Here is a 19288-nt window from a genome sequence, read left to right as displayed (position 1 = left end):
TCGTCGCTGCGAGCAGGCCGCCAGAGGGCGGGCCCGGTGCTCAGGGAGGGAGCGGAGACGCGGACGGCCCGCCGGGGGATCCCGTCGGGCCGTCCTCTGCAGGGAGTCCTACGAGACGTTGTCGTGGTACGACGCGTTCTTCGTCTCCTTGGAGAGCAGGAGCGCGATCAGCGTCAGCACGGCCGCGGCGCTGAGGTAGAGGCCGACCAGCACGGTGCTGCCGCCCGCCGCCCTCCAGAGCGCGACCGCGATGATCGGCGCGAGGGCCGCTCCGAGGATCGACGCGAGGTTGTACGCCATCGCCGAGCCGGTGTAGCGGACGTTGGTCGGGAACAGCTCGGGGAGGACGGCGCCCATCGGGCCGAAGGTCAGGCCCATCAGCGTGAAGCCGAGGATCAGGACGGCCATGACGCCCGCGAAGCCGGCGCTGAACAGGGGCACGAAGAGCAGGCCGAACACGAGGATCGCCGCGGTCACCACGAGCAGCGTCCGCCGGCGGCCGAAGCGCTCCGCGAGCGGGCCGGAGACGAGCGTGAAGATCCCGAAGAACACCACGCCGACGATCAGCATGACGAGGAAGTCGTTGCGCGTGTAGCCGAGGCCCGGAACCGCGCCGTCGACGGGTGAGGTGCCGTAGGTCAGCGTGAACGTGGTCATCAGGTAGAAGAGCACGTAGGTCGCCAGCATGATGAAGGTGCCCAGGATGAGCGGGCGCCAGCTGGTGACGAAGACGCGGGCGAGGGGCAGCTTGGCGACCTCGCCCTTCTCGACGACCTTCTGGAACGCGGGCGTCTCGACGAGCTTGAACCGCACGTAGAGCCCGATGATCACGAGCACGGCGCTCGCCAGGAACGGCACGCGCCAGCCCCAGGCCGCGAACGTCTCGTCGCTCATCGTGCTCGCGAGCACCAGGAACAGGACGTTGGCGACGATGAAGCCGATCGGTGCGCCCAGCTGCGGGAAGGTGCCGTAGATGGCGCGCTTGCCGGCCGGTGCGTTCTCGGTCGCGAGCAGCGCGGCTCCGGACCACTCGCCGCCGAGGCCGAGGCCCTGGCAGAAGCGCATCACCACGAGCAGGAACGGAGCGAGGAACTCCCAGCCGGGCGTGAGCGCGGTGGGCAGGCAGCCGATCAGGAAGGTCGCGACGCCCATGGTGAGCAGTGAGGCGACGAGGGTGCCCTTGCGGCCGACGCGGTCGCCGAAGTGGCCGAAGATGATCGACCCGATCGGGCGCGCGATGAACGCGACGCCGAAGACGGCGAAGGAGGCGAGGAGGGCCGTGGCCGGGTCCTCGTTGACGAAGAAGAGCGACGGGAAGACCAGGACGGCGGCGGTCGCGTAGGCGTAGAAGTCGTAGAACTCGATCGAGGTGCCGATGAGGCTGGCGAGGATGACGCGGCCGCGGGAGTTCTGCGGGGCGGCTGCTGGCGCGTCGGAGACGGCGGGAGAGGACATGAGGGAGGGGCTCCGTGTGGACGGCGACTCCCCCTGAGCCGGCGGGGCGGGGCGTCGATCGGGCGTCGCGGACCGCTGGGGCGAGGGGGAGGAGAGAGGGGTCGCTCGTGACGACCCGACCACTTTACTCCGTGTTCTCCCAGGTTCGTGTGCGGGCGGCCACAGGACGGGGGCCGCCCGCAGTGGTTCAGCTGCGCAGCGAGCGGAGGAGCAGAGCGGTCGAGACCGCCGCCTCGGCCGCCTCGCGCCCCTTGTCCTCCTTCGAGCCGGGAAGGCCCGCGCGATCGATGCCCTGCTGCTCGGTGTCGAGGGTGAGCACGCCGAAGCCGACCGGCTTGCCCGTCAGGATCGAGACGGTGGTGAGCCCGGAGGTGGCGGCGTCCGAGACGTACTCGAAGTGCGGGGTGCCGCCGCGGATGATCACGCCGAGGGCGACGACCGCGTCGGCCCCCGCCTCCAGGGCCGCCTTCGAGGCGACGGGCAGCTCGAACGAGCCGGGCACGCGCACGAGCGACCAGGATGCTCCGGCCTCGTCGAGGGCTCGGCCCGCTCCGGCGATCAGGCCGTCGCTGATCTGCTCGTGCCAGGTGCCCGCGATGACGACGACGCGCAGTCCCGCGCCGTCGAGAGGGGAGGTGGTGGGGGCGCCGCTACCGGCCATTGCTACTCCTTCGTGGTGGCGCCGGCGATCCCGGCGTCGAGGGCGAGGCCGGAGATCCCGGCGTCGAGGGGGTCGTGGTCGAGGACGCTGTCGAGGGTGTGGCCCATGCGGTCGCGCTTGGTCTCGAGGTAGCCCTCGTTGAAGGCGCCGACTCCGACGACGAGCGGCACGCGCTCGGCGACGACGATGCCGCGGTCGGTGAGCTGGCGGACCTTCTCGGGGTTGTTGGTGAGCAGGCGCACCTCGGTGAGGCCGAGGTCCTCGAGGATCCCGACCGCCGCTCCGTAGTCCCGCGCGTCGGCGGGGAGCCCGAGGGCGAGGTTCGCGTCGAGGGTGTCGAGGCCGTCCTCCTGCAGGCGGTAAGCGCGCAGCTTGTTGATCAGGCCGATGCCCCGGCCCTCGTGCCCGCGGAGGTAGACGACGACGCCGCCGTCCCGCTGGATCGTGTCGAGGGCGGCGTCGAGCTGGGGTCCGCACTCGCACTTCAGCGAGCCGAACGCCTCGCCGGTCAGGCACTCGGAGTGCACGCGCACCAGTGCGGGCCGCCCCGCGGCGACCTCTCCCGCGAGGATCGCGACGTGATCCGCTCCGGTCTGCCGGTCGCGGTAGGCGCGGATGCGGAACGGGCCGTGGGTGGTCGGCACCGTGGTCTCGACCTCGAAGCTCACCCGCGCGCTCTCCGGGACCGCGACCGTGACGGGCACCTCCGCGTCGCAGTGGAACTCCTGCAGGTACGCGATGAGGGCCGCGACCGTGGTCACCGGCACGCCCTCGCGCTCGCCGAGAGCGATCAGCCCGGGCAGCCGCATCATCTCGCCGTCCTCGGCGACGATCTCGGAGATCGCGCCCACGGGGTACAGGCCGGCGAGCTTCATCAGGTCGACCGCCGCCTCCGTGTGCCCGTCGCGCTCGCGCACGCCGCCGTCGACGGCGCGCAGCGGCAGGATGTGGCCGGGGCGGTTCAGGCGGGACGGGGTCGCCTCGGGGTCGGCCAGCACGCGGAGGGTGTGCGCGCGGTCGGAGGCGCTGATGCCGGTGGAGAGCCGGTCGGCCGCGTCGACGGACAGCGTGTAGGCGGTGCCGCGCGGGTCCTCGTTCTCGACCACCATCAGCGGCAGGGCGAGGCGGTCGGCGATCTCGTTGGTCATCGGCGCGCAGATGAACCCGGAGGAGTGGCGGACCATCCAGGCGATCGTCTCCTGGCTGGCGAGCTGGGCCGAGACGATGACGTCGCCCTCGTTCTCGCGGCCCTCGTCGTCCGCGACGATGATCGGGCGCCCGGCGCGCAGCGCCTCGACGGCCTCGGGGATGGTGGCGAGGCTCATGAGCGGGCCTCCGCGATCGAGCGCAGTGCGAGCATCCGCTCGACGTGGCGGGCCAGGACGTCGGTCTCGATGTTGACCTGATCGCCGATCGCGCGCGCGCCGAGCGTGGTGACGGCGAGCGTCTCGGGGATCAGCGAGACCTCGAACCACTGCTCCGGCTCGGCGGCGGGGCTGATCGCCGAGACGGTCAGCGAGACGCCGTCGACCGCGATCGAGCCCTTGTCGACGACGAGCGGAGCGATCTCCGCCGGCAGCGAGAACCGCAGCACCCGCCAGGCCTCGCCCGGTGCGATCGCGAGCAGCGTCGCCGTGCCGTCGATGTGGCCCTGGACGATGTGGCCGCCGAGCCGGTCGCCGACCAGCGCGGCGCGCTCGAGGTTCACGGGGTCGCCGACGCCCACGGTGTCGAGGGTCGACATCCGCAGGGTCTGCGCCATGACGTCGGCGGTGAAGCCCTGGTCGGTGTGCTCGACCACGGTGAGGCAGACGCCCGAGACCGCGATCGAGTCGCCGTGCCGCACGCCCTCGACGGCGAGGGGCCCGCGGATGCTGAGGCGGATCGCGTCGGCGCCCGCCTCGACAGCGGTCACGACGCCCTTCTCCTCGATGATTCCGGTGAACATCAGTGGGTCTCCATCTGCAGGGCGTGGGGGAGGCGGGCCGGGGTGCCGGCACCGCCCGCGGGGAGGACGTCGGGGCGCGCGGTCACGAAGAGGTCGTCGCCGAGGATCTCGACCGAGCGGAGGGAGAGGCGCCGGGCCCCGCCGATGCTCTCCACGCCGAGGTCGCCGAGCGCGAGGCGGGGGCCGCCGAGGAGCGCGGGCGCGAGGAACACGAGGTACTCGTCGACCAGTCCGGCGGCGACGAGCGCGGAGGCGAGGGTCGGTCCGGCCTCGACGTAGACGCTGCGGATCTCGGCGGAGTAGAGGTGCGCGAGGACCGCGGCGAGGTCGCGGGTGCGCTCGACCACGACGGCGCGGGGGTGCTCGTGCAGGCGGGCGCCCGGCGGCACGGGGCGCGTGCCGACGACGACGGGCACCGGCTGGTGGGCGAGGAGCTCGCCTCCGTCGCCGCGGGCGGTGAGCGCGGGATCGTCGGCGAGGACGGTCCCGGTGCCGACGAGGATCGCGTCGTGCGCGGCACGCTGCTCGTGCACGCGCTGCCGGGCCGCCGCTCCGGTGATCCAGCGGCTGCTGCCGTCCGCCGCCGCGGTGCGGCCGTCGAGGGTCGAGGCCCACTTGAGCGTGACGAAGGGGCGGTGCAGGCGGGTCGCGGTGAGCCACGGGTGGAGGAACTGCTCTCCCTCCTCGGCGAGCACGCCCTCGATCACCTCGACGCCGGCCTCGCGGAGGGTGCGACCGCCGCCGGCCGAGCGCTCGCCCGGGTCCGGCACGGCGTAGACGACGCGGGAGACGCCCGCCTCGATCAGGGCGCGGCTGCAGGGACCCGTGCGCCCGGTGTGGTCGCACGGCTCGAGCGAGACGACGGCCGTCGCGCCCTCGGCGGCGCCCGCCGCGACGTGCGACAGGGCGTCGACCTCGGCGTGCGCGGTGCCGGCTCCGTGGTGCCAGCCCTCGCCGAGGACGGTGCCGTCGGGCGCGAGGATCACGCAGCCCACGCGCGGGTTGGGTCCGCGGGCGGGCCCGCGCTCGGCGAGCGCCAGCGCCCGGCGCATCGCGTGCTCGTAGTCGATCGTCATTCCCGGTTCTTCCGTTCGTCGCCGAACTCCGGGGTCTCGATCGACGGTGCGCGGGCACCGTCGCTCAGCATCGCGCGGTGATGCGCGACGCTCGTGCTGCCTCTCCTCCGGACTTTCACCGTCGGTCCTGGAGTTCCACCAGGTCAACCGCCGCCCCTCTCGAGGGGCTGCGGCTCGCGGACTGTGACCGCCGGTTCGGAATTCCCACCGACCCCGGAGCACGTGCTGTCCGGTCAGCCTACCCACCCGCCGCCCGGCGGGAGCCTCCGCGCGTCACACTCCCGGCGCACGGTCGGCTGGCGCGGGGCGGGCGGCGCTCGGACGCAGGGGCCGGGTCGCGCTCGTCGAGTCCCGCGCGACGGAGGGCGCTCGGTTCAGTTCCGGTGCTCGTCCACCCAGCGCGGGAAGGGGTCCGCGTACTCCGCCCAGGCGGCGGGGCCGGCCAGCAGCTCCTCGGGGGTGAGCAGGCAGCTCTGCAGGACGGCGGTCAGCCTCCCGGTGTCCAGGCCCGTCCCGAAGAAGGCGAGCTCCTGGCCGAGAGGCGCGTCCTCGTCCCAGCTGAGCAGGCTGGTCGGGTCCAGCGTCAGCACGTCGCCGGCGACCGACCACGAGCCGACCCGGTCGGCGCGCGTCGCCAGGCGCACCAGGCCGCGGGAGCGGAGGATGCGGCCCACCTTCTCCGCCACCAGCTCCCCGTGGACCGCCGTGCTCAGGCGGCCGGGGTGGAAGGGCAGCGGATCGCGGAACACGAACTCCTCGACGGTCGTGCCCGAGGCGCGGCGCCGCGAGGTCCCGTTGAGGGCGCACTGCCAGCCCATCGAGGAGGCGATCGCGTGCGCGCGCCGGGGGTGGAGCCTCCGTGGCGCCGCCGGGAGCTCACCGGCGGGGAGGAGATCGGCGGTGGGGGCGAGTGCTCGCAGGAGGTCGCGGACGAGTGCGGTCCGCTCGGGGTCGCTCTCGGAGAGGGGCTCGGCGAGGGCGACGAGGCTCGAGAACTCCAGGCGGGCGGCGAGGCGCTCCGCCGAGTCGAAGGAGGGGCCCGCGCCGCCGCAGAGCACGCGCAGGATCTCCTCCGTCGACGTCACGGCGACCACGTCGAGGATCGCGATGCGGGTGTCGGCGGGATGCCGCTGCGCGCAGAGGTGCTCGAGCACGAGTCCGATCTCGAGCGGGTCGGCCTGGCCATCGAGGGCGACGACCGTGTGACCGCGGTGGCCGTCGTCGGCGTCGGCCGCGAGGCGCCGGTGGAGCTCCTCGGCGAGAGCGGGACCGTCGGCGCCGGGCGGATCGACCTCGAAGGCGATCCGGGACTCGGGCCTGCCGGCGAGGAGCGCGGCGGTCCGCCCGGCGTCCTGGGGGTCGGTCGCGCTGACGAGGGTGACGGCGAGGACGGGGGGTGCGGGGTGGTGGGGCTCCATGGACCGCTACTCTATCGATAACAGTTCTCATTAACGACAGGAGCATCCGTGAAGGTCCGCAACTCCCTCAGGTCGATGAAGGCGCAGCCCGGCTCGCAGGTGGTCCGCCGCCGGGGCCGCGTCTTCGTGATCAACAAGCTGAACCCGCGCTTCAAGGCCCGTCAGGGCTGAGCGCCGACGGGAGGGTGCGAGCCCTCCCGTCGCGCACGGCCTCAGTGCTCGTCGTAGTGGCCGGCGTGAGCGGCGTGCTTGTGGCCGTCGTGGACGAAGTCCACGTGGTCGTCGTGCTGCACGGTCTCGTGGCCGCAGGCGTCGCCGTGCTCGTGGTCGGCGGTCGAGTGCTCGGCCTCCGACTCGTGCTCGTCGTAGTGGTCGCCGTGCAGGGCGTGGTGGTGCGTGCCGTGGACGTAGTCGACGTGGTCCTCGTGCTGCACGGCCGGATGGCCGCAGCCCTCGCCGTGCTCGTGCTCGGTGACGGGGTGCTCGGCGTGGAGATCGGTGGTGCTCATGGTGCTGCCTTTCCGGATGCGGGGGCCGCGGACGCGACGGGCTCGAGTCGACCAGATCCATAAACGCATTGCAATGGATGCGCCTAATCGAGAGCGATCATCGTTCCCGACAGGGACGGAGGTCACCCCTCCAGGGCGTGCCGGACAGCGTCGTCGACGATGTGCGTGACGTGGGTGTCGGCGACGGAGTAGTGCGCCTCGCGGCCCACGCGCTCGACCGCGACCAGCCCGGCGGTGCGGAGCATCCGCAGGTGCTGCGAGACCAGCGGCTGCGAGAGCCCGGTCACCTCGGCCAGCCGCCCGACCGTCGACGTCTCCTCGGCGAGGGCCCGGAGCAGGCGCAGCCGGGAGGAGGAGGACAGCACCTTGAAGAGCTCGGCGGCGGGTTCGAGGTCCTCGGTCATCTGCTCATGTAAGCAGAGGTGCATGCGCCGTGTCCGCGCGGCGCCCCGCGCGCCTCCGGCTACCCTCGGTGCGATGGACGAGGACAGGTACGGGCAGGACGTGCTCGCCGGCGACTGGCGCGCCCGCGGCAGGGTCGAGGTGGCGGTGGTCGAGGCCGAGCGCGATCTGGTGGTCGAGGAGGTCGCCTCCGGCTTCGTGGGTGCCGTGCTCGGCGTGGAGCTGCGGATGGTGCGGCTGGAGGACCGGTTCGGCAAGGTCCGCGTGTTCCCGCTGGGGCCCGGGTTCCTCCTCGAGGGGAAGCCCGTGTCGCTGAAGGCGCCCGGGCTGAAGCGCGACGCCGGCCTCGGTCGCGCGCGCTCCGCCTCCGGCTCCTTCCACGTCGCCGACGCGAAGGCGCGGGTCGCCCTGCCCAGCCGCATCTACGTCGAGGGACGGCACGACGCCGAGCTGGTCGAGAAGGTCTGGGGCCACGACCTGCGGGTCGAGGGCGTCGTCGTCGAGTACATCGAGGGCGTCGACAACCTCGACGAGCTGGTGCGCGAGTTCCGGCCCGGTCCGGGGCGCCGCATCGGCGTGCTCGTCGACCACCTGGTGCGCGGCTCGAAGGAGTCGCGGATCGCCGAGCAGGTCGCCGCCGGTCCGCACGGCGCCCACGTCCTCGTCGTCGGCCACCCCTACATCGACGTCTGGCAGGCCGTGAAGCCCGGCCGGATCGGCCTGGAGCGCTGGCCCGAGATCCCTCGCGGAACCGAGTGGAAGCACGGGATCTGCGAGGCGCTCGGCTGGCCGCACGAGGAGCAGGCCGACATCGCGCGCGCCTGGCAGCGCATCCTCGGCCGGGTGCGCACCTTCCAGGACCTGGAGCCGGCGCTGCTGGGCCGGGTCGAGCAGCTCATCGACTTCGTGACGGAGCCCGCATGACCCGGCACGCGGGCCTCGGCCTCGCCCTCGACGCCGTGCTCGTCCTGGTCTTCGTGCTGATCGGCCGCGGGAGCCACGACGAGGGGTCGGCGCTGATCGGCCTGCTCACCACGCTCTGGCCGTTCCTGGCGGCGCTCCTGCTCGGCTGGGTCGTCACGCGCTCGTGGCGCTCCCCGGACCGGATCGTGCCCGCCGGGCTCGTCGTCTGGGCGGTGACCGTCGCGGGCGGGATGCTCCTGCGGATCGCCTCCGGGCAGGGCGTGCAGTGGAGCTTCGTGATCGTGACGGCCGTCGTGCTGGCCGTGTTCCTCCTCGGCCGCCGCGCTCTGACGCGGCTGATCGCCCGCCGGCGCTAGGCGGACCGGCGGCTCAGCCCACCCGCACCCCGAAGTGCTCCGCGAACAGCGGCAGCAGCAGGCTGAGCTGCAGCTCGGAGAGGGTGGCGCCGCGGAGGCCGTCCAGCCCGGTGAGCACGTGCAGCTCGGCGCCGCGCAGATCGAGGTGCTCGATCCGGGCCCGGGAGAGATCGAGGGAGCGGACGTCGCAGTCGACCAGGCGCAGCCGCGTGCCGGTCGCACCCGCCAGGTCGAGCTCGTCGATCGTGCAGCGCTCGAGCAGCACGTCGCGCACCGCGGCTCCGCGGAGGTTCAGGTAGCCGAGCTTGCAGTCGGCCACGCGCACCTGCTCCCAGGTGCTCTCGTAGAGCTCGGCCGAGCCCAGCCGCGAGGCGAGCAGCTCGACGGATCGGAGCCGGCTCCGCGGCGCCGAGAGTCCGGGGACGTCCAGCCGCTCGAGCCGCGACTCCGCGATCGACGCGGCCCGCAGCTGGGCGCCGTCCAGGACCACTCCCTCCAGCACGCACTCGCTGAAGGAGGCCGCGGTGAGATCGGCGCCGGTGAGGTCGGTGCCGGCGAAGCGCAGTCCTTCGGCGTGCTCCCGGGCGCCCGTGTCCCCGGCGTACCCCTCGGCGAGGCCGTCGAGGAGGAGGGGGTCGAGCCGGGGAGGAGCGGTCGCGTCGCGCACGCGGCGAGCCTAGTGCTGGCACCATGGCGGCATGCCCCGCCTGCTCGCCGTGTGCCGCGTCGCCCGCCTCCTGCCCGACTCCGGCACGGTCGGCGTGACCGCGATCGACAAGCGGCCGGTCGAGGGTCCCGTCGGAGTGCGCGACTTAGGCCTCTACGGCGACGTGCAGGCCGATCGCGCGCACCACGGCGGCCTCGACAAGGCGCTCTACGCCTACTCCGACGAGGACGCGGTCTGGTGGGCGGAGCGCCTGGGGCGGCCGGTGGCCGCGGGGATGTTCGGCGAGAACCTGCGGATCGCGGGCCTCGACGTGAGCGGAGCCGTGATCGGCGAGCGCTGGCGGATCGGCGAGGCGGTCGAGGTCGAGGTGACGATGCCGCGGACGCCGTGCGCGACGTTCCAACGGGCCCTCGGAGAGCCCCAGTGGGTGAAGCGCTTCGCCGACGAGGGGCGCACCGGCGCGTACCTGCGGGTGCTGCACCGCGGATCGGTGGAGGCGGGCGACGCCGTCGAGGTGCTGAGCCGGCCCGGGCACGGCGTCCCGGTCGACCGCTGGTACCGCGAGCACAGCCCGGCGGACGCGCAGGCGCTCCTCGAAGCGGAGGAGGCGGGCGCGCTCCGGCCGGCTCCGGCGCTGCGGGCGTCGATCGAGCGGGCGCTCGCCTGACCCGGTCTACTCCCCGCGCGCCTCGCGCTTGAGGCGGCGCTTGACCGCTCGCTCCGTGAGCACCGTCAGGTAGTCCTGCACGGGCCGGTCCTGCAGGTCCGCGAGCTCCTCGCGCACGAGCGGCGCGACCTGCTCCTCGGAGTGGTCGGGGAACTTCTTGCGCACGTTCGCGGTCACGTCGCGCACCACCTGGTCGAGATCGAAGTCGGTCGTCATGCGGAGATCCTGGCCCCTCGAGGTGAACAGGAGGGGCGCGGAGCCCGCGGCCCCGCGCCCCTCCTCCGTGCCGATGGTCAGCTCGCGGCGACGGCGATCTCGTTCGGCGTGACGTCGAGCTCGCCCGTGGCGACGACCTCTCCCGTGGTGAGGTCGACGGCGTGGATGCTGTCGGCGGCCGGGTCGGTCACGTAGGCGATGTCCCCGGCGACCGTGATCGCGGGGTGCGGGTCCTGCCACTCGACCGGGCTCTCCCAGGCGTCGACGACGGGGTAGGAGGCGGTCAGCTCGCCGGTCTCGGGGTCGAGGACGTGGATCGCGCCGTCCGAGGCGATCATGTACGCCAGGTCGTCGGGGCCGCGGGCGACGCCGCGGAAGGTGTACTCGACGCCCTCGGGCAGGTCGACGACGTCGAGGGTCTTCGCCTCGGTGTCGATCAGCGCCACGCGGTGCAGGAGGTAGCCCTCGGCGTCGCGGTCTTCCTTGTAGTCGCCGACGATGATCGGGCTGGTCTCGCTGACCCAGGCGTTGCCCATGCGGCCGTACGGCTGGTCCGGAGCCTCGAGCTTCGTGATCTCGCCGCCGTCGTAGACCAGGGCGCCGTTCTCGCAGCCGAAGACGACGACCTCGTTCTCGGCCGTGCCCTCTCCGTGGACTCCGGGGCACTGGTCGTTCGTGGCCGTCACGGCGCCGGAGGCGTCGCGCACCTCGATGCCGTTGCGCCCGTCGGCATCACCGACCGTGGTGAGGAAGGTGCCGTCCTCGAGGACGATCGAGACGCCGTGGTGCGCCTCGACTCCCGGGATGGTCTCGGTCTCGGGCATCCCGTCCGAGGACGCCAGGTCGGCGGTCTCGAGGACGGTCGTGTCGCTCGTGCCGTCGGCGTAGAGGACGGTCTTCCCGGCGTGCCGGACGACGTGGCCCGGGGTGTCCGCGGGGAAGACGATGTCCGTCAGCTCCGGCTCGCCGCCGGTGCCGGCGGCGGTGTCGAGGAGCTGGAACCCCTCGCTCATGGTGACCATGACGTGGCGGTCGTCGCCGGCGGGGTTGAGGCGGGTGAACTCCTCGGAGTCCATGTCCGCGACGGTCTCGAGGGTCTCGCCGTCGAGGACGAGGATGCCGCCCTCGTAGGCGACGGCGACGCGGGCGCCGGCGGCCGCCGCGGCCTCGGTGGCCGGTGCGGTGGACGCCGAGGACTCGGCGGCCGGGGTCGAGCTCGACGAGCAGGCCGCGAGGACCGTGATCGAGCAGGCGGCGATCAGGCCGAGGCCCGCCCGCCGGACGTGCGGATTCTGCATGGGTGCTTCTTCTTCCTGGTGGTGGATCGGAGGGCTCACGGGGAGAGCCCGGTGGCGATGCGCTGCGTGTTGACGCGCATCATGGCGAGGTAGTCGGGAGCGCCGCCCTCGGGCCCCGTCAGGGACTCCGTGAACAGCTCGACCACCTCCACGCGGATGTCGGCCTCGCTCGCGAGCGCCTGGACCAGGCGGTCGGGAGACGAGGACTCCGCGAAGATCGTGGGGACGCCGGTCTGCTCGACCGCGTCGACGAGATCGGCGAGGTCGGAGGCGGACGGCGCCGCGAGGGTCGTGCCTCCCGGGATGACGGCGCCGACGACGTCGAAGTCGAAGCGGTCGGCGAGGTACCCGAAGACGTGGTGGTTGGTGACGAGGGCGCGGCGCTCGGCGGGGATCGCGGCGAACGCCGCGGCCATCTCGGAGTCGAGCCGCTCGAGCTCGGCGCGGTAGCCGGCCGTCCGGTCCCGGACGGCGGCCGGATCGACGCCGTCGAGCGCGGCGAGCACGGGCCCGAGGGAGTCGACGACGTCGATCATCCGGCCGGGGTCCGTCCAGAAGTGCGAGTCCGGGCTCCCCTCCGCGTCGCCCTCGCTGTAGTCGAGGACGTCGACGGCGTCGCCGGCGACGAACGCGGGGACGTCCTCACCGGAGGCCTCGTCGAGGTGCTGCTGCAGGCCCTCTTCGAGTCCGAGCCCGTTCGAGACGACGAGGTCGGCGGAGCGCAGGCGCGCCGCCTCCTGCGCCGAGATCTCGAAGGAGTGCGGGTCGGCGTCGGGCTTCATCAGCGTGACGACCTGCGCCTCGTCGCCGACGAGCTCGCCCACGACGTCGCCGAGGATGTTGGTGGAGACGATGACGAGGGGCCTCTCGTCCTCCTCCGCGGACGTGCAGCCCGACAGGAGCAGGACCGCCGCGGCGGACGCGAGGGCCCAGCGGCGCCTCATCGGCCCGTCTCCGCCGTGAAGGCCGGCTCGGTGGCGGTCTCGAAGGTGCGGGCGAGGCGCGCGCCGTCCGCGTAGTCGATCTCGTGCAGCTTCCGCTCGGCGGGCGCGCTGAGGTAGGCCCGCTGCTGGTCGGCGATCAGGACGGGCCGCGAGCCGTCCGCGGTCGTGTCCGCGACGAGGGGCGCGGTCTCGGAGAGGACCGCACCGTCGGAGCCGTCGAGAACCAGCACGCGGCCGTCGGCGGCGAGGGCGAGGACGGTCTCGTCCGCGTCGTCCACCGCGGTGACCTGCGCCAGCGGGGCGGGAGAGGGGAGGAGGCTCCAGGAGCGCTCCCGGGTGTCGAGGAGCCAGATGCCCGCGTCCCCGGCGAGGCCGGCGACCGTGGGGCGGCCCTCGCGGTTGTCGAAGGAGGCGGCGGGTGGCGCGGTGGTGCCGGCGGGGTAGGGGATCCGCTCGACGACGAGCTCCTCGTCCTCGATCGACGCCAGGAGTGCGCCGTCGGAGCAGCCGATGACGGCGCCGACGCGGGTGGTGATCGTCCCGGCGGGGTCGGGGCAGGCCTCGCGGAGGCCCGTCGGCTCGCCGTCCGAGTCGTAGCCGGCGACGGCCGCTCCGGATCCGGACCCCTCGGTCACCAGTGCGGACGAGCCGACGGGCACGACCATCCCGGGTCCGGGCTCGACGTCCTTCCGGAACCGCTCGACGATCGCCCCCTTCGACAGCGCCTCGGTGTCGAGGAGGACCGCCTCGCCGGAGTCGGGGAAGAAGAGTCCGGTTCCGCCGGTGGTCGAGAGGTTCGTCGTGGCGACGACGGCCGTCCCGGAGCCCTCGACCGTGCCGATCAGGCGGGGGTCCGCGCGGTAGTAGTGGAAGTGGTCCACGTGGTCCCAGGTCCACACGCCGCTGTCGACCATCTCGACGCCCGCATCGGTCTGGGCGAAGAGGTAGCGGCCGTCGGTCGTCATCGCGCTCGGTGCGCCGATGGTGCCGAGGCCGGTGACCGTCTCGTCGAGGAGGTCGAGGTGCGACACGGCGCCCGACGGGTCGATCGACGTCAGCCCCAGGCGCGGCTCGGCGAGCTCGGCGGCGTTCGCGACGGCGCCGTGGCCGGAGCCCGTGTCGTCCGCGGCCGGCGCGGAGGCATCGGTCGAGCAGGCGGCCAGGCCCAGCGCGAGAGCGCCCAGGAGGACGGTGGAGGCGGTGGTTCGGGAGTGCACGGAGTCCTTTCGAGGGTGAGCGGGGGGAGGAGCGGTGCCGGCAGGGCCTCATGCGGCGACCGGCTGAGGGCCCGACCGGGACGCGAGGGCCGACGCGGCCGAGCGGACCGCCCAGGACACCGCGGCGACCGCGATGGCCGTGCCGGCGACCGAGGCGCCCGCGGCCGTGGCCGCGTGCCAGGAGACGAGCAGGCCGACGAGCACGGAGGCCGCGCCGAGGATCGACGCGAGCAGCATCCGGGTCGGGATGCGGGTGGTCCAGTGCCCGGCGGCCACCGCGGGAGCCACAAGGAGCCCGACGACGAGGAGCGAGCCGACCGCCTGGTAGGAGGCGACGACGGCGAGGGTCACCAGGCCGACCAGCGCGGCCTGAGCCGAGCGCGGACCGAGCCCGAGCACCGCGGCGATGCGCGGATCCAGCGCCAGGGCGACGAGCGGGCGGTGGAAGGCCGCTGCGACGAGGAGGCCGGTTCCGGCGGCGGCGGCGAGCAGCCCGATGTCGACAAGGGTGATCGCGAGGATGTCGCCGAAGAGGATCGAGGTCGCGTCCGTGGCGAAGCTGCCCGAGTGCGAGATCACGATGACCCCCAGCGCCAGCATGGCGACGAAGAGCAGGCCGATGCTGGTGTCGTAGGACAGTCGTCCGCGCCGCTGCAGGGCCGCGATGCCGAGGCTCATCAGCACCGCGCTGGCTGCGCCGCCCACGAGGACGGGCGCGCCGAGCACCGTCGCGAGGGCGACGCCGGGGAGCATCCCGTGGGCGAGCGCCTCACCGAGGAAGGCCATCCCGCGGAGGACCACCCAGGTGCCGACGACGCCGCAGAGGACCGCGACGAGGACGCCGCCGAGGAGGGCGCGCTGGAGGAAGTCGAGAGCGAACGGCTCGAGGATTCCGGCGAGGAGGCTGGGCATGGTGCCCGACCGTACACGATAATGAGAACAGTTATCACTCCTGTACGCTCGTCGGGATGGACGTCTCACCCCTGCCCGAGCCCCCGGTCCGCCTCCGAGGCGCTCACGTCGACTTCGGCTCCCGCCGCGCTCTCGCGGGGGTCGATCTCGACGTCGCCGCGCGCTCGCTGACCGTGATCGCCGGGCCGAACGGCGCCGGCAAGTCGACGCTTCTGGAGGTGATCGCGGGAGTGCGTCCACTGACGTCCGGCACGCGGGACGTCACCGGAGCGATCGCCTTCGTGCCGCAGCGGGCGTCGATCCCGGACCGCCTCCCGGTGACGGTGCGCGACGTGGTCGCGGTGGGCACCTGGGGTCGGCTCGGCCGCCTCCGCCGCAGCGACGCGCGCGCGGCGGACGCGATCGCCACCGCGCTCGAGCGGATGGAGATCGCCGCGCTCGCCCGGGAGCCCTTCGCGGTGCTCTCCGGTGGTCAGCGGCAGCGGGCGCTCCTCGCCCAGGGGCTCGCCCGCGGGGCCGGCCTGCTGCTCCTGGACGAGCCCACCACCGGCCTCGACTCGGCGAGTGCGGAGCGGATCCGGTCGGTCCTGCGCGCGGAGGCGGACCGCGGCGCGACGGTGGTCTGCGTCTCGCACGACCCCGCCGTGCTGGCCGACGCCGACCGCGTCGTCGGACTCGTCGACGGGGCCCTCGCTCCGGCGGACCGATCCGTCACCCGGGGCCCGTGAGGCGGGGGCACACGGGCCGTCCGTGACGGATCGCACCCGAGCGACGGGCCGCGGGCTGGGAGGATGGGGGGATGACCTCGACGCTGCTCGACCGGATGCCGACGCCCGACGCGGACGGGCGCGTCGACGACGACGCGGTCTACCTGGCCTTCACCGAGTGGGCGGAGTCGCGCGGCCTCCCGCTCTACCCGGCGCAGGACGAGTCCATGCTCGAGATCGCCTCCGGCTCCAACCTGATCCTCTCGACGCCCACCGGCACCGGCAAGTCGCTCGTCGCGATCGGCGCGCACGCCGCGGCGCTCGCCTCCGGGCGCCGCAGCTTCTACACGGCGCCGATCAAGGCGCTCGTCTCCGAGAAGTTCTTCGCGCTGGTCGACGTCTTCGGCGCCTCCAACGTCGGGATGGTCACCGGCGACTCCTCGGTGAACGCCGACGCGCCGATCATCTGCTGCACGGCCGAGATCCTCGCGAACCTCGCGCTCCGGCACGGCGAGGACACCCCGGTCGACCAGGTCGTGATGGACGAGTTCCACTTCTACGCGGACCCGGCGCGCGGCTGGGCCTGGCAGGTGCCGCTGCTCACCCTCCCTCACGTGCAGTTCGTGCTGATGTCGGCCACCCTCGGCGACGTGACGGCGCTCGCCGCCGACCTCAGCCGCCGCACGGGCCGGGAGACCGCCCGGGTCACCGGCGTGGAGCGCCCGGTGCCGCTGCACTACTTCTACGAGATCGCTCCGATCCACGACTCCATCGAGGAGCTGCTCTCGACGAACCAGTCGCCGGTCTACGTCGTGCACTTCTCGCAGGCGGCCGCTCTCGAGCGCGCGCAGGCGCTCACCAGCGCGAACATCGCCACCCGCGAGCACCGCGACCGCATCGCCGAGGTGATCGGCGGCTTCCGCTTCACCACCGCGTTCGGCAAGACCCTCTCCCGGCTGCTCCGGCTGGGGATCGGCGTCCACCACGCGGGCATGCTGCCGAAGTACCGCCGCCTGGTCGAGCAGCTCGCCCAGCAGGGCATGCTGCGCGTGATCTGCGGCACGGACACCCTCGGCGTCGGCATCAACGTCCCGATCCGCACCGTGCTGCTCACCGCGCTGACCAAGTACGACGGCACCCGGACCCGCCAGCTCTCGGCCCGCGAGTTCCACCAGATCGCCGGCCGCGCCGGTCGCGCGGGGTACGACACCGCCGGGACCGTGGTCGTGCAGGCCCCCGAGCACGAGTCCGAGAACCGGAAGGCTCTCGACAAGATGGGCGACGACCCGAAGAAGCGGAGGAAGTGGGTCGCCAAGCGCGCGCCGCAGGGCTTCGTCAGCTGGGGCGAGCCGAGCTTCCGCAAGCTCGTCGACGCCGAGCCCGAGACGCTGACCTCGCACATGACGATCACGTCGGCGATGCTGCTGAACGTGATCGCCCGCGGCGGCGACGCCTACGCGAACGTGCACGCCCTGATCTTCGACAACCACGAGCCGTGGAAGCGGCAGCTGCAGCTCGCCCGCCGGGCGCTCGGCATCTACCGGACGCTGCGGGAGGCGGGCGTGGTCGAGCAGAGCGTCGGAGCCGACGGCGTGACCCGTATCCGCCTGACCGTCGACCTGCAGCCGAACTTCGCGCTCAACCAGCCGCTCTCGCCGTTCGCGCTTGCCGTGTTCGACGTTCTCGACCCGGAGTCGCCGAGCTTCGCGCTCGACGTGATCTCGGTGCTCGAGGCGACCCTCGACGACCCGCGCCCGATCCTGGGGGCCCAGCAGTTCCAGGCCCGCGGCGAGGCCGTCGCCGCGATGAAGGCCGAGGGGATCGAGTACGAGGAGCGGATGGAGCTGCTCGAGTCCGTCACGCACCCCAAGCCGCTCGAGGAGCTCCTCGAGGCGACCTTCGAGACCTACACCGCCGCGCAGCCGTGGGTGAAGGACTTCGAGCTCTCGCCGAAGTCGGTCGTGCGCGACATGTACGAGCGGGCGATGTCCTTCGGCGAGTACACCGCGTTCTACAAGCTCTCCCGCTCGGAGGGACTGGTGCTGCGCTACCTGTCCGACGCGTTCCGCGCGGCCCGGCAGACCATCCCCGACGAGCTGAAGAACGAGGAGCTGCACGACCTGATCGAGTGGCTGGGCGAGCTCGTGCGCCAGGTCGACTCCTCGCTGGTCGACGAGTGGGAGGAGCTGGTCAATCCGGCGCTCCACGCGGCGGACCAGGCGATCGTGCCGCCCGCTCCGCGCCGCCTCACCGCGAACCACCGCGCCTTCCGCGTGCTGGTGCGCAACGAGATGTTCCGCCGGGTGACCCTCGCCGCCCTCGACGACCACGAGGCGCTCGGCGAGCTCGACGCCGCCGCCGGCTTCGACGCCGACGCGTGGGGCGCCGCGCTGGACGACTACTACGACGAGCACGACAGCATCGGCATCGGGCCCGACGCCCGGGGGCCGAAGATGCTGCTCGTCACGGAGGAGCCGACGCAGTGGCTCGTGCGGCAGATCCTCGACGATCCGGCCGGCGACCACGACTGGGGGATCTCGGCGACCGTCGACCTCGCCGAGTCGGACGAGCAGGGTGCGGCCGTCGTCCGCGTCACCTCGGTCGGCCGCCTGGACTGATCAGCGGCGGCGCTTCTCCCGGCGCTGCATCTCGGCGGCGATGTCCGCCTCGGTGATCTCCTTGCGGGCGGGACCCCAGATCGACGCGGCCTGGCCGACGACGCCGATCCCGATCCCGATCATCGGCCAGATCGGCCAGAAGTAGCCGTCGGCCCCTGTGCCGACCCAGACGGCGGTCGTGATCGCCGAGACGCTCGCCCATCCGCCGACCGATCCCAGGAAGTCGCGGCGCCGCTTGACCTCGCGCACGGCGAGCGCGCGCTCGGCGTCCTCGACGCGGGCGGTCTCCACCTCCTCGCCGGAGGCGGCCGCCGGGACGACCTCCGCGGACCGGTCTCGCCGGGCGGACGGATCCGGAGTTCCCCACTCGTTCGTCATGCGGCCAGCCTACGCACGGGCCGTCGGCAGCGGTACGCGGGCTTGAGGCGGCGGTACGCGGGCTCAGGGGGCGGCCGCCTGCTCCGGCTGGCAGTGCGGGCACCACCAGGTGCGGCGCTGCTCGGGGTCGTCGCGGACCTCGTCGCGGACGAGCACCGTCGTGCCGCAGCGCAGGCACGGGCGCCCGGCGCGCCCCGCGACCCAGTGCCGCTCGCCGCGGCGGGTGTCACCGGTGGTGGTCTGGAACATCCCCGGGATCGTGACGGAGGCGCGGAGGCCTCTCGCCGCGGTCGCCACGAGGGCGCGGACGTCGAGGGAGCCGATCGGCCGCCAGGGCCAGACCCCGCGGAGGAAGCAGACCTCGTTGGCCCAGAGGTTGCCGAGACCCGCGAGGCAGCGCTGGTCGAGGAGTGCGGCGACGACGGGCCGGTCCGGGAGGCGGGAGAGGCGCCGGACGGCCTCGTCGGCGTCCCAGTCCGCGCGGAGCGGGTCGGGCCCGAGGTGCCCGACGGCGCGCGGCTCGTCGCGGGTGGCGAGGAGCTCGACGACCGGGAGGTCGATGCCCCACACGGTCGAGTCGTCGTCGAGGCGGAGGCGGACGCGGACGTCCTTCTGCACCGAGCGGGGGACCGCTCGGCCGGGAGCGGTCACGGTCCAGGAGCCCTGCATCCGCAGGTGGGTGTGCAGGGTCGTTCCGCCGGAGAAGCGGGTGAGGAGGTGCTTGCCGTGGGTGTCGTGCTCGAGGATCCTCAGCCCGGCGAGGGAGGTGCCGGCCGCGTCCCCGCAGCGCAGCTCGCCCTCGAGGACGGTGCGACCGTCCGCCGCCCGCCTGAGGCGGGCGGCGAGACGGTGCACACTGTCTCCCTCGGGCATCCCCGAACTCTAGGAGCCGGAGCTCGTCGAGGTCAGGGGTCG

22 protein-coding genes and 1 riboswitch are annotated in these 19288 nt (G+C 73.4%); of the genes, 6 read left to right on the top strand and 16 right to left on the bottom strand.

Features of this window, described 5'->3' with window-relative positions; all coding sequences use genetic code 11:
• Nucleotides 1-108: 108 nt before the first annotated feature.
• From C5C37_RS01480 to C5C37_RS01455, 6 genes are all read right to left on the bottom strand, one after another.
• Nucleotides 109-1455: an MFS transporter gene (locus tag C5C37_RS01480; RefSeq protein WP_104222221.1), complete on the bottom strand. Its 1347-nt coding sequence runs from the start codon at nt 1453-1455 to the stop codon at nt 109-111.
• Nucleotides 1456-1642: 187 nt separating this feature from the next.
• Entirely contained in the window at nt 1643-2116 is a 474-nt protein-coding gene (gene ribH, locus C5C37_RS01475) for a 6,7-dimethyl-8-ribityllumazine synthase (protein WP_104222223.1), read from the bottom strand.
• 2 nt (nt 2117-2118) lie between these two features.
• Entirely contained in the window at nt 2119-3441 is a 1323-nt protein-coding gene (ribA, locus tag C5C37_RS01470; RefSeq protein ID WP_104222225.1) for a GTP cyclohydrolase II, read from the bottom strand.
• A complete protein-coding gene (locus tag C5C37_RS01465) occupies nt 3438-4064 on the bottom strand; it encodes a riboflavin synthase (RefSeq protein ID WP_104268884.1) in 627 nt (208 codons plus the stop codon). Before C5C37_RS01465 ends, ribA begins: the two co-directional genes overlap by 4 nt.
• Nucleotides 4064-5140: a bifunctional diaminohydroxyphosphoribosylaminopyrimidine deaminase/5-amino-6-(5-phosphoribosylamino)uracil reductase RibD gene (gene ribD / locus C5C37_RS01460; RefSeq protein ID WP_258072387.1), complete on the bottom strand. Its 1077-nt coding sequence runs from the start codon at nt 5138-5140 to the stop codon at nt 4064-4066. Before ribD ends, C5C37_RS01465 begins: the two co-directional genes overlap by 1 nt.
• A gap of 91 nt (nt 5141-5231) precedes the next feature.
• Nucleotides 5232-5364, bottom strand: a riboswitch (FMN riboswitch).
• A gap of 150 nt (nt 5365-5514) precedes the next feature.
• Nucleotides 5515-6558 carry a GTP-binding protein gene (locus tag C5C37_RS01455; protein WP_104247338.1) on the bottom strand — a complete coding sequence of 348 codons (1044 nt, stop codon included), beginning with the start codon at nt 6556-6558 and terminating at the stop codon, nt 5515-5517.
• Nucleotides 6559-6606: 48 nt separating this feature from the next.
• Between C5C37_RS01455 and ykgO the strand changes: the two genes are divergently transcribed.
• Nucleotides 6607-6729, top strand: coding sequence for a type B 50S ribosomal protein L36 (gene ykgO, locus C5C37_RS01450; RefSeq protein ID WP_104226896.1), 123 nt, complete (start codon nt 6607-6609; stop codon nt 6727-6729).
• A 41-nt stretch (nt 6730-6770) separates the two neighbouring features.
• Here ykgO and C5C37_RS17790 read toward each other — a convergent pair whose 3' ends face one another.
• On the bottom strand, nt 6771-7067 hold the full coding sequence (locus C5C37_RS17790) for a hypothetical protein (RefSeq protein ID WP_104222233.1): 297 nt from the start codon (nt 7065-7067) through the stop codon (nt 6771-6773).
• A gap of 122 nt (nt 7068-7189) precedes the next feature.
• Nucleotides 7190-7471 carry a helix-turn-helix transcriptional regulator gene (locus tag C5C37_RS01440; protein WP_104222235.1) on the bottom strand — a complete coding sequence of 94 codons (282 nt, stop codon included), beginning with the start codon at nt 7469-7471 and terminating at the stop codon, nt 7190-7192.
• A gap of 73 nt (nt 7472-7544) precedes the next feature.
• Between C5C37_RS01440 and C5C37_RS01435 the strand changes: the two genes are divergently transcribed.
• Nucleotides 7545-8393: a DUF3097 domain-containing protein gene (locus tag C5C37_RS01435; RefSeq protein ID WP_104226898.1), complete on the top strand. Its 849-nt coding sequence runs from the start codon at nt 7545-7547 to the stop codon at nt 8391-8393.
• The gene (locus C5C37_RS01430) at nt 8390-8749 is read left to right on the top strand and encodes a DUF3054 domain-containing protein (protein ID WP_104233715.1); all 360 of its coding nucleotides are present in this window, start codon (nt 8390-8392) and stop codon (nt 8747-8749) included. Before C5C37_RS01435 ends, C5C37_RS01430 begins: the two co-directional genes overlap by 4 nt.
• Before the next feature lie 13 nt (nt 8750-8762).
• Here the strand turns inward: C5C37_RS01430 and C5C37_RS01425 are convergent, their stop codons facing one another.
• A complete protein-coding gene (locus C5C37_RS01425; protein ID WP_104233714.1) occupies nt 8763-9416 on the bottom strand; it encodes a pentapeptide repeat-containing protein in 654 nt (217 codons plus the stop codon).
• Between the two features lie 31 nt (nt 9417-9447).
• Between C5C37_RS01425 and C5C37_RS01420 the strand changes: the two genes are divergently transcribed.
• The gene (locus C5C37_RS01420) at nt 9448-10083 is read left to right on the top strand and encodes an MOSC domain-containing protein (protein ID WP_104255826.1); all 636 of its coding nucleotides are present in this window, start codon (nt 9448-9450) and stop codon (nt 10081-10083) included.
• Between the two features lie 6 nt (nt 10084-10089).
• Here the strand turns inward: C5C37_RS01420 and C5C37_RS01415 are convergent, their stop codons facing one another.
• The 5 genes from C5C37_RS01415 to aztB form a co-directional block, all read right to left on the bottom strand.
• Nucleotides 10090-10299, bottom strand: coding sequence for a three-helix bundle dimerization domain-containing protein (locus C5C37_RS01415; RefSeq protein WP_104262881.1), 210 nt, complete (start codon nt 10297-10299; stop codon nt 10090-10092).
• Between the two features lie 77 nt (nt 10300-10376).
• Entirely contained in the window at nt 10377-11597 is a 1221-nt protein-coding gene (aztD, locus tag C5C37_RS01410) for a zinc metallochaperone AztD (protein ID WP_104338302.1), read from the bottom strand.
• Between the two features lie 35 nt (nt 11598-11632).
• Entirely contained in the window at nt 11633-12541 is a 909-nt protein-coding gene (aztC, locus tag C5C37_RS01405; protein ID WP_104250617.1) for a zinc ABC transporter substrate-binding protein AztC, read from the bottom strand.
• Nucleotides 12538-13758: an ABC transporter gene (locus C5C37_RS01400; protein WP_104262879.1), complete on the bottom strand. Its 1221-nt coding sequence runs from the start codon at nt 13756-13758 to the stop codon at nt 12538-12540. Before C5C37_RS01400 ends, aztC begins: the two co-directional genes overlap by 4 nt.
• Before the next feature lie 48 nt (nt 13759-13806).
• Nucleotides 13807-14670 carry a zinc ABC transporter permease AztB gene (gene aztB, locus C5C37_RS01395; RefSeq protein ID WP_104262878.1) on the bottom strand — a complete coding sequence of 288 codons (864 nt, stop codon included), beginning with the start codon at nt 14668-14670 and terminating at the stop codon, nt 13807-13809.
• A gap of 56 nt (nt 14671-14726) precedes the next feature.
• On the opposite strand from aztB, the gene aztA reads away from it, so the two are divergent.
• Complete coding sequence (aztA, locus tag C5C37_RS01390) at nt 14727-15398, top strand: zinc ABC transporter ATP-binding protein AztA (protein WP_104262877.1); 672 nt, start codon at nt 14727-14729, stop codon at nt 15396-15398.
• A 71-nt stretch (nt 15399-15469) separates the two neighbouring features.
• Complete coding sequence (locus C5C37_RS01385; RefSeq protein ID WP_104247346.1) at nt 15470-17995, top strand: RNA helicase; 2526 nt, start codon at nt 15470-15472, stop codon at nt 17993-17995.
• Here the strand turns inward: C5C37_RS01385 and C5C37_RS01380 are convergent, their stop codons facing one another.
• Both C5C37_RS01380 and C5C37_RS01375 read right to left on the bottom strand, forming a co-directional pair.
• Nucleotides 17996-18373: a 2TM domain-containing protein gene (locus tag C5C37_RS01380; RefSeq protein ID WP_104338301.1), complete on the bottom strand. Its 378-nt coding sequence runs from the start codon at nt 18371-18373 to the stop codon at nt 17996-17998.
• Nucleotides 18374-18436: 63 nt separating this feature from the next.
• Entirely contained in the window at nt 18437-19246 is an 810-nt protein-coding gene (locus C5C37_RS01375; protein ID WP_104338300.1) for a DNA-formamidopyrimidine glycosylase family protein, read from the bottom strand.
• Between the last annotated feature and the right edge of the window lie 42 nt (nt 19247-19288).

Origin of the sequence: Rathayibacter sp. AY1F9 (genome assembly GCF_002932155.1) — a bacterium.
GTDB lineage: Bacteria > Actinomycetota > Actinomycetes > Actinomycetales > Microbacteriaceae > Rathayibacter.
The sequence above is the reverse complement of the archived record's forward strand: the minus strand, read 5'-3'. Positions and strand labels throughout refer to the sequence as shown.

Coding starts and splice junctions, on each gene's coding strand:
- C5C37_RS01480 (WP_104222221.1), bottom strand. CDS start 1,455: ATGTCCTCTCCCGCCGTCTCCGACGCGCCAGCAGCCGCCCCGCAGAAC.
- ribH (WP_104222223.1), bottom strand. CDS start 2,116: ATGGCCGGTAGCGGCGCCCCCACCACCTCCCCTCTCGACGGCGCGGGA.
- ribA (WP_104222225.1), bottom strand. CDS start 3,441: ATGAGCCTCGCCACCATCCCCGAGGCCGTCGAGGCGCTGCGCGCCGGG.
- C5C37_RS01465 (WP_104268884.1), bottom strand. CDS start 4,064: ATGTTCACCGGAATCATCGAGGAGAAGGGCGTCGTGACCGCTGTCGAG.
- ribD (WP_258072387.1), bottom strand. CDS start 5,140: ATGACGATCGACTACGAGCACGCGATGCGCCGGGCGCTGGCGCTCGCC.
- C5C37_RS01455 (WP_104247338.1), bottom strand. CDS start 6,558: ATGGAGCCCCACCACCCCGCACCCCCCGTCCTCGCCGTCACCCTCGTC.
- C5C37_RS17790 (WP_104222233.1), bottom strand. CDS start 7,067: ATGAGCACCACCGATCTCCACGCCGAGCACCCCGTCACCGAGCACGAG.
- C5C37_RS01440 (WP_104222235.1), bottom strand. CDS start 7,471: ATGACCGAGGACCTCGAACCCGCCGCCGAGCTCTTCAAGGTGCTGTCC.
- C5C37_RS01435 (WP_104226898.1), top strand. CDS start 7,545: ATGGACGAGGACAGGTACGGGCAGGACGTGCTCGCCGGCGACTGGCGC.
- C5C37_RS01430 (WP_104233715.1), top strand. CDS start 8,390: ATGACCCGGCACGCGGGCCTCGGCCTCGCCCTCGACGCCGTGCTCGTC.
- C5C37_RS01420 (WP_104255826.1), top strand. CDS start 9,448: ATGCCCCGCCTGCTCGCCGTGTGCCGCGTCGCCCGCCTCCTGCCCGAC.
- C5C37_RS01415 (WP_104262881.1), bottom strand. CDS start 10,299: ATGACGACCGACTTCGATCTCGACCAGGTGGTGCGCGACGTGACCGCG.
- aztD (WP_104338302.1), bottom strand. CDS start 11,597: ATGCAGAATCCGCACGTCCGGCGGGCGGGCCTCGGCCTGATCGCCGCC.
- aztC (WP_104250617.1), bottom strand. CDS start 12,541: ATGAGGCGCCGCTGGGCCCTCGCGTCCGCCGCGGCGGTCCTGCTCCTG.
- aztB (WP_104262878.1), bottom strand. CDS start 14,670: ATGCCCAGCCTCCTCGCCGGAATCCTCGAGCCGTTCGCTCTCGACTTC.
- aztA (WP_104262877.1), top strand. CDS start 14,727: ATGGACGTCTCACCCCTGCCCGAGCCCCCGGTCCGCCTCCGAGGCGCT.
- C5C37_RS01385 (WP_104247346.1), top strand. CDS start 15,470: ATGACCTCGACGCTGCTCGACCGGATGCCGACGCCCGACGCGGACGGG.
- C5C37_RS01380 (WP_104338301.1), bottom strand. CDS start 18,373: ATGACGAACGAGTGGGGAACTCCGGATCCGTCCGCCCGGCGAGACCGG.
- C5C37_RS01375 (WP_104338300.1), bottom strand. CDS start 19,246: ATGCCCGAGGGAGACAGTGTGCACCGTCTCGCCGCCCGCCTCAGGCGG.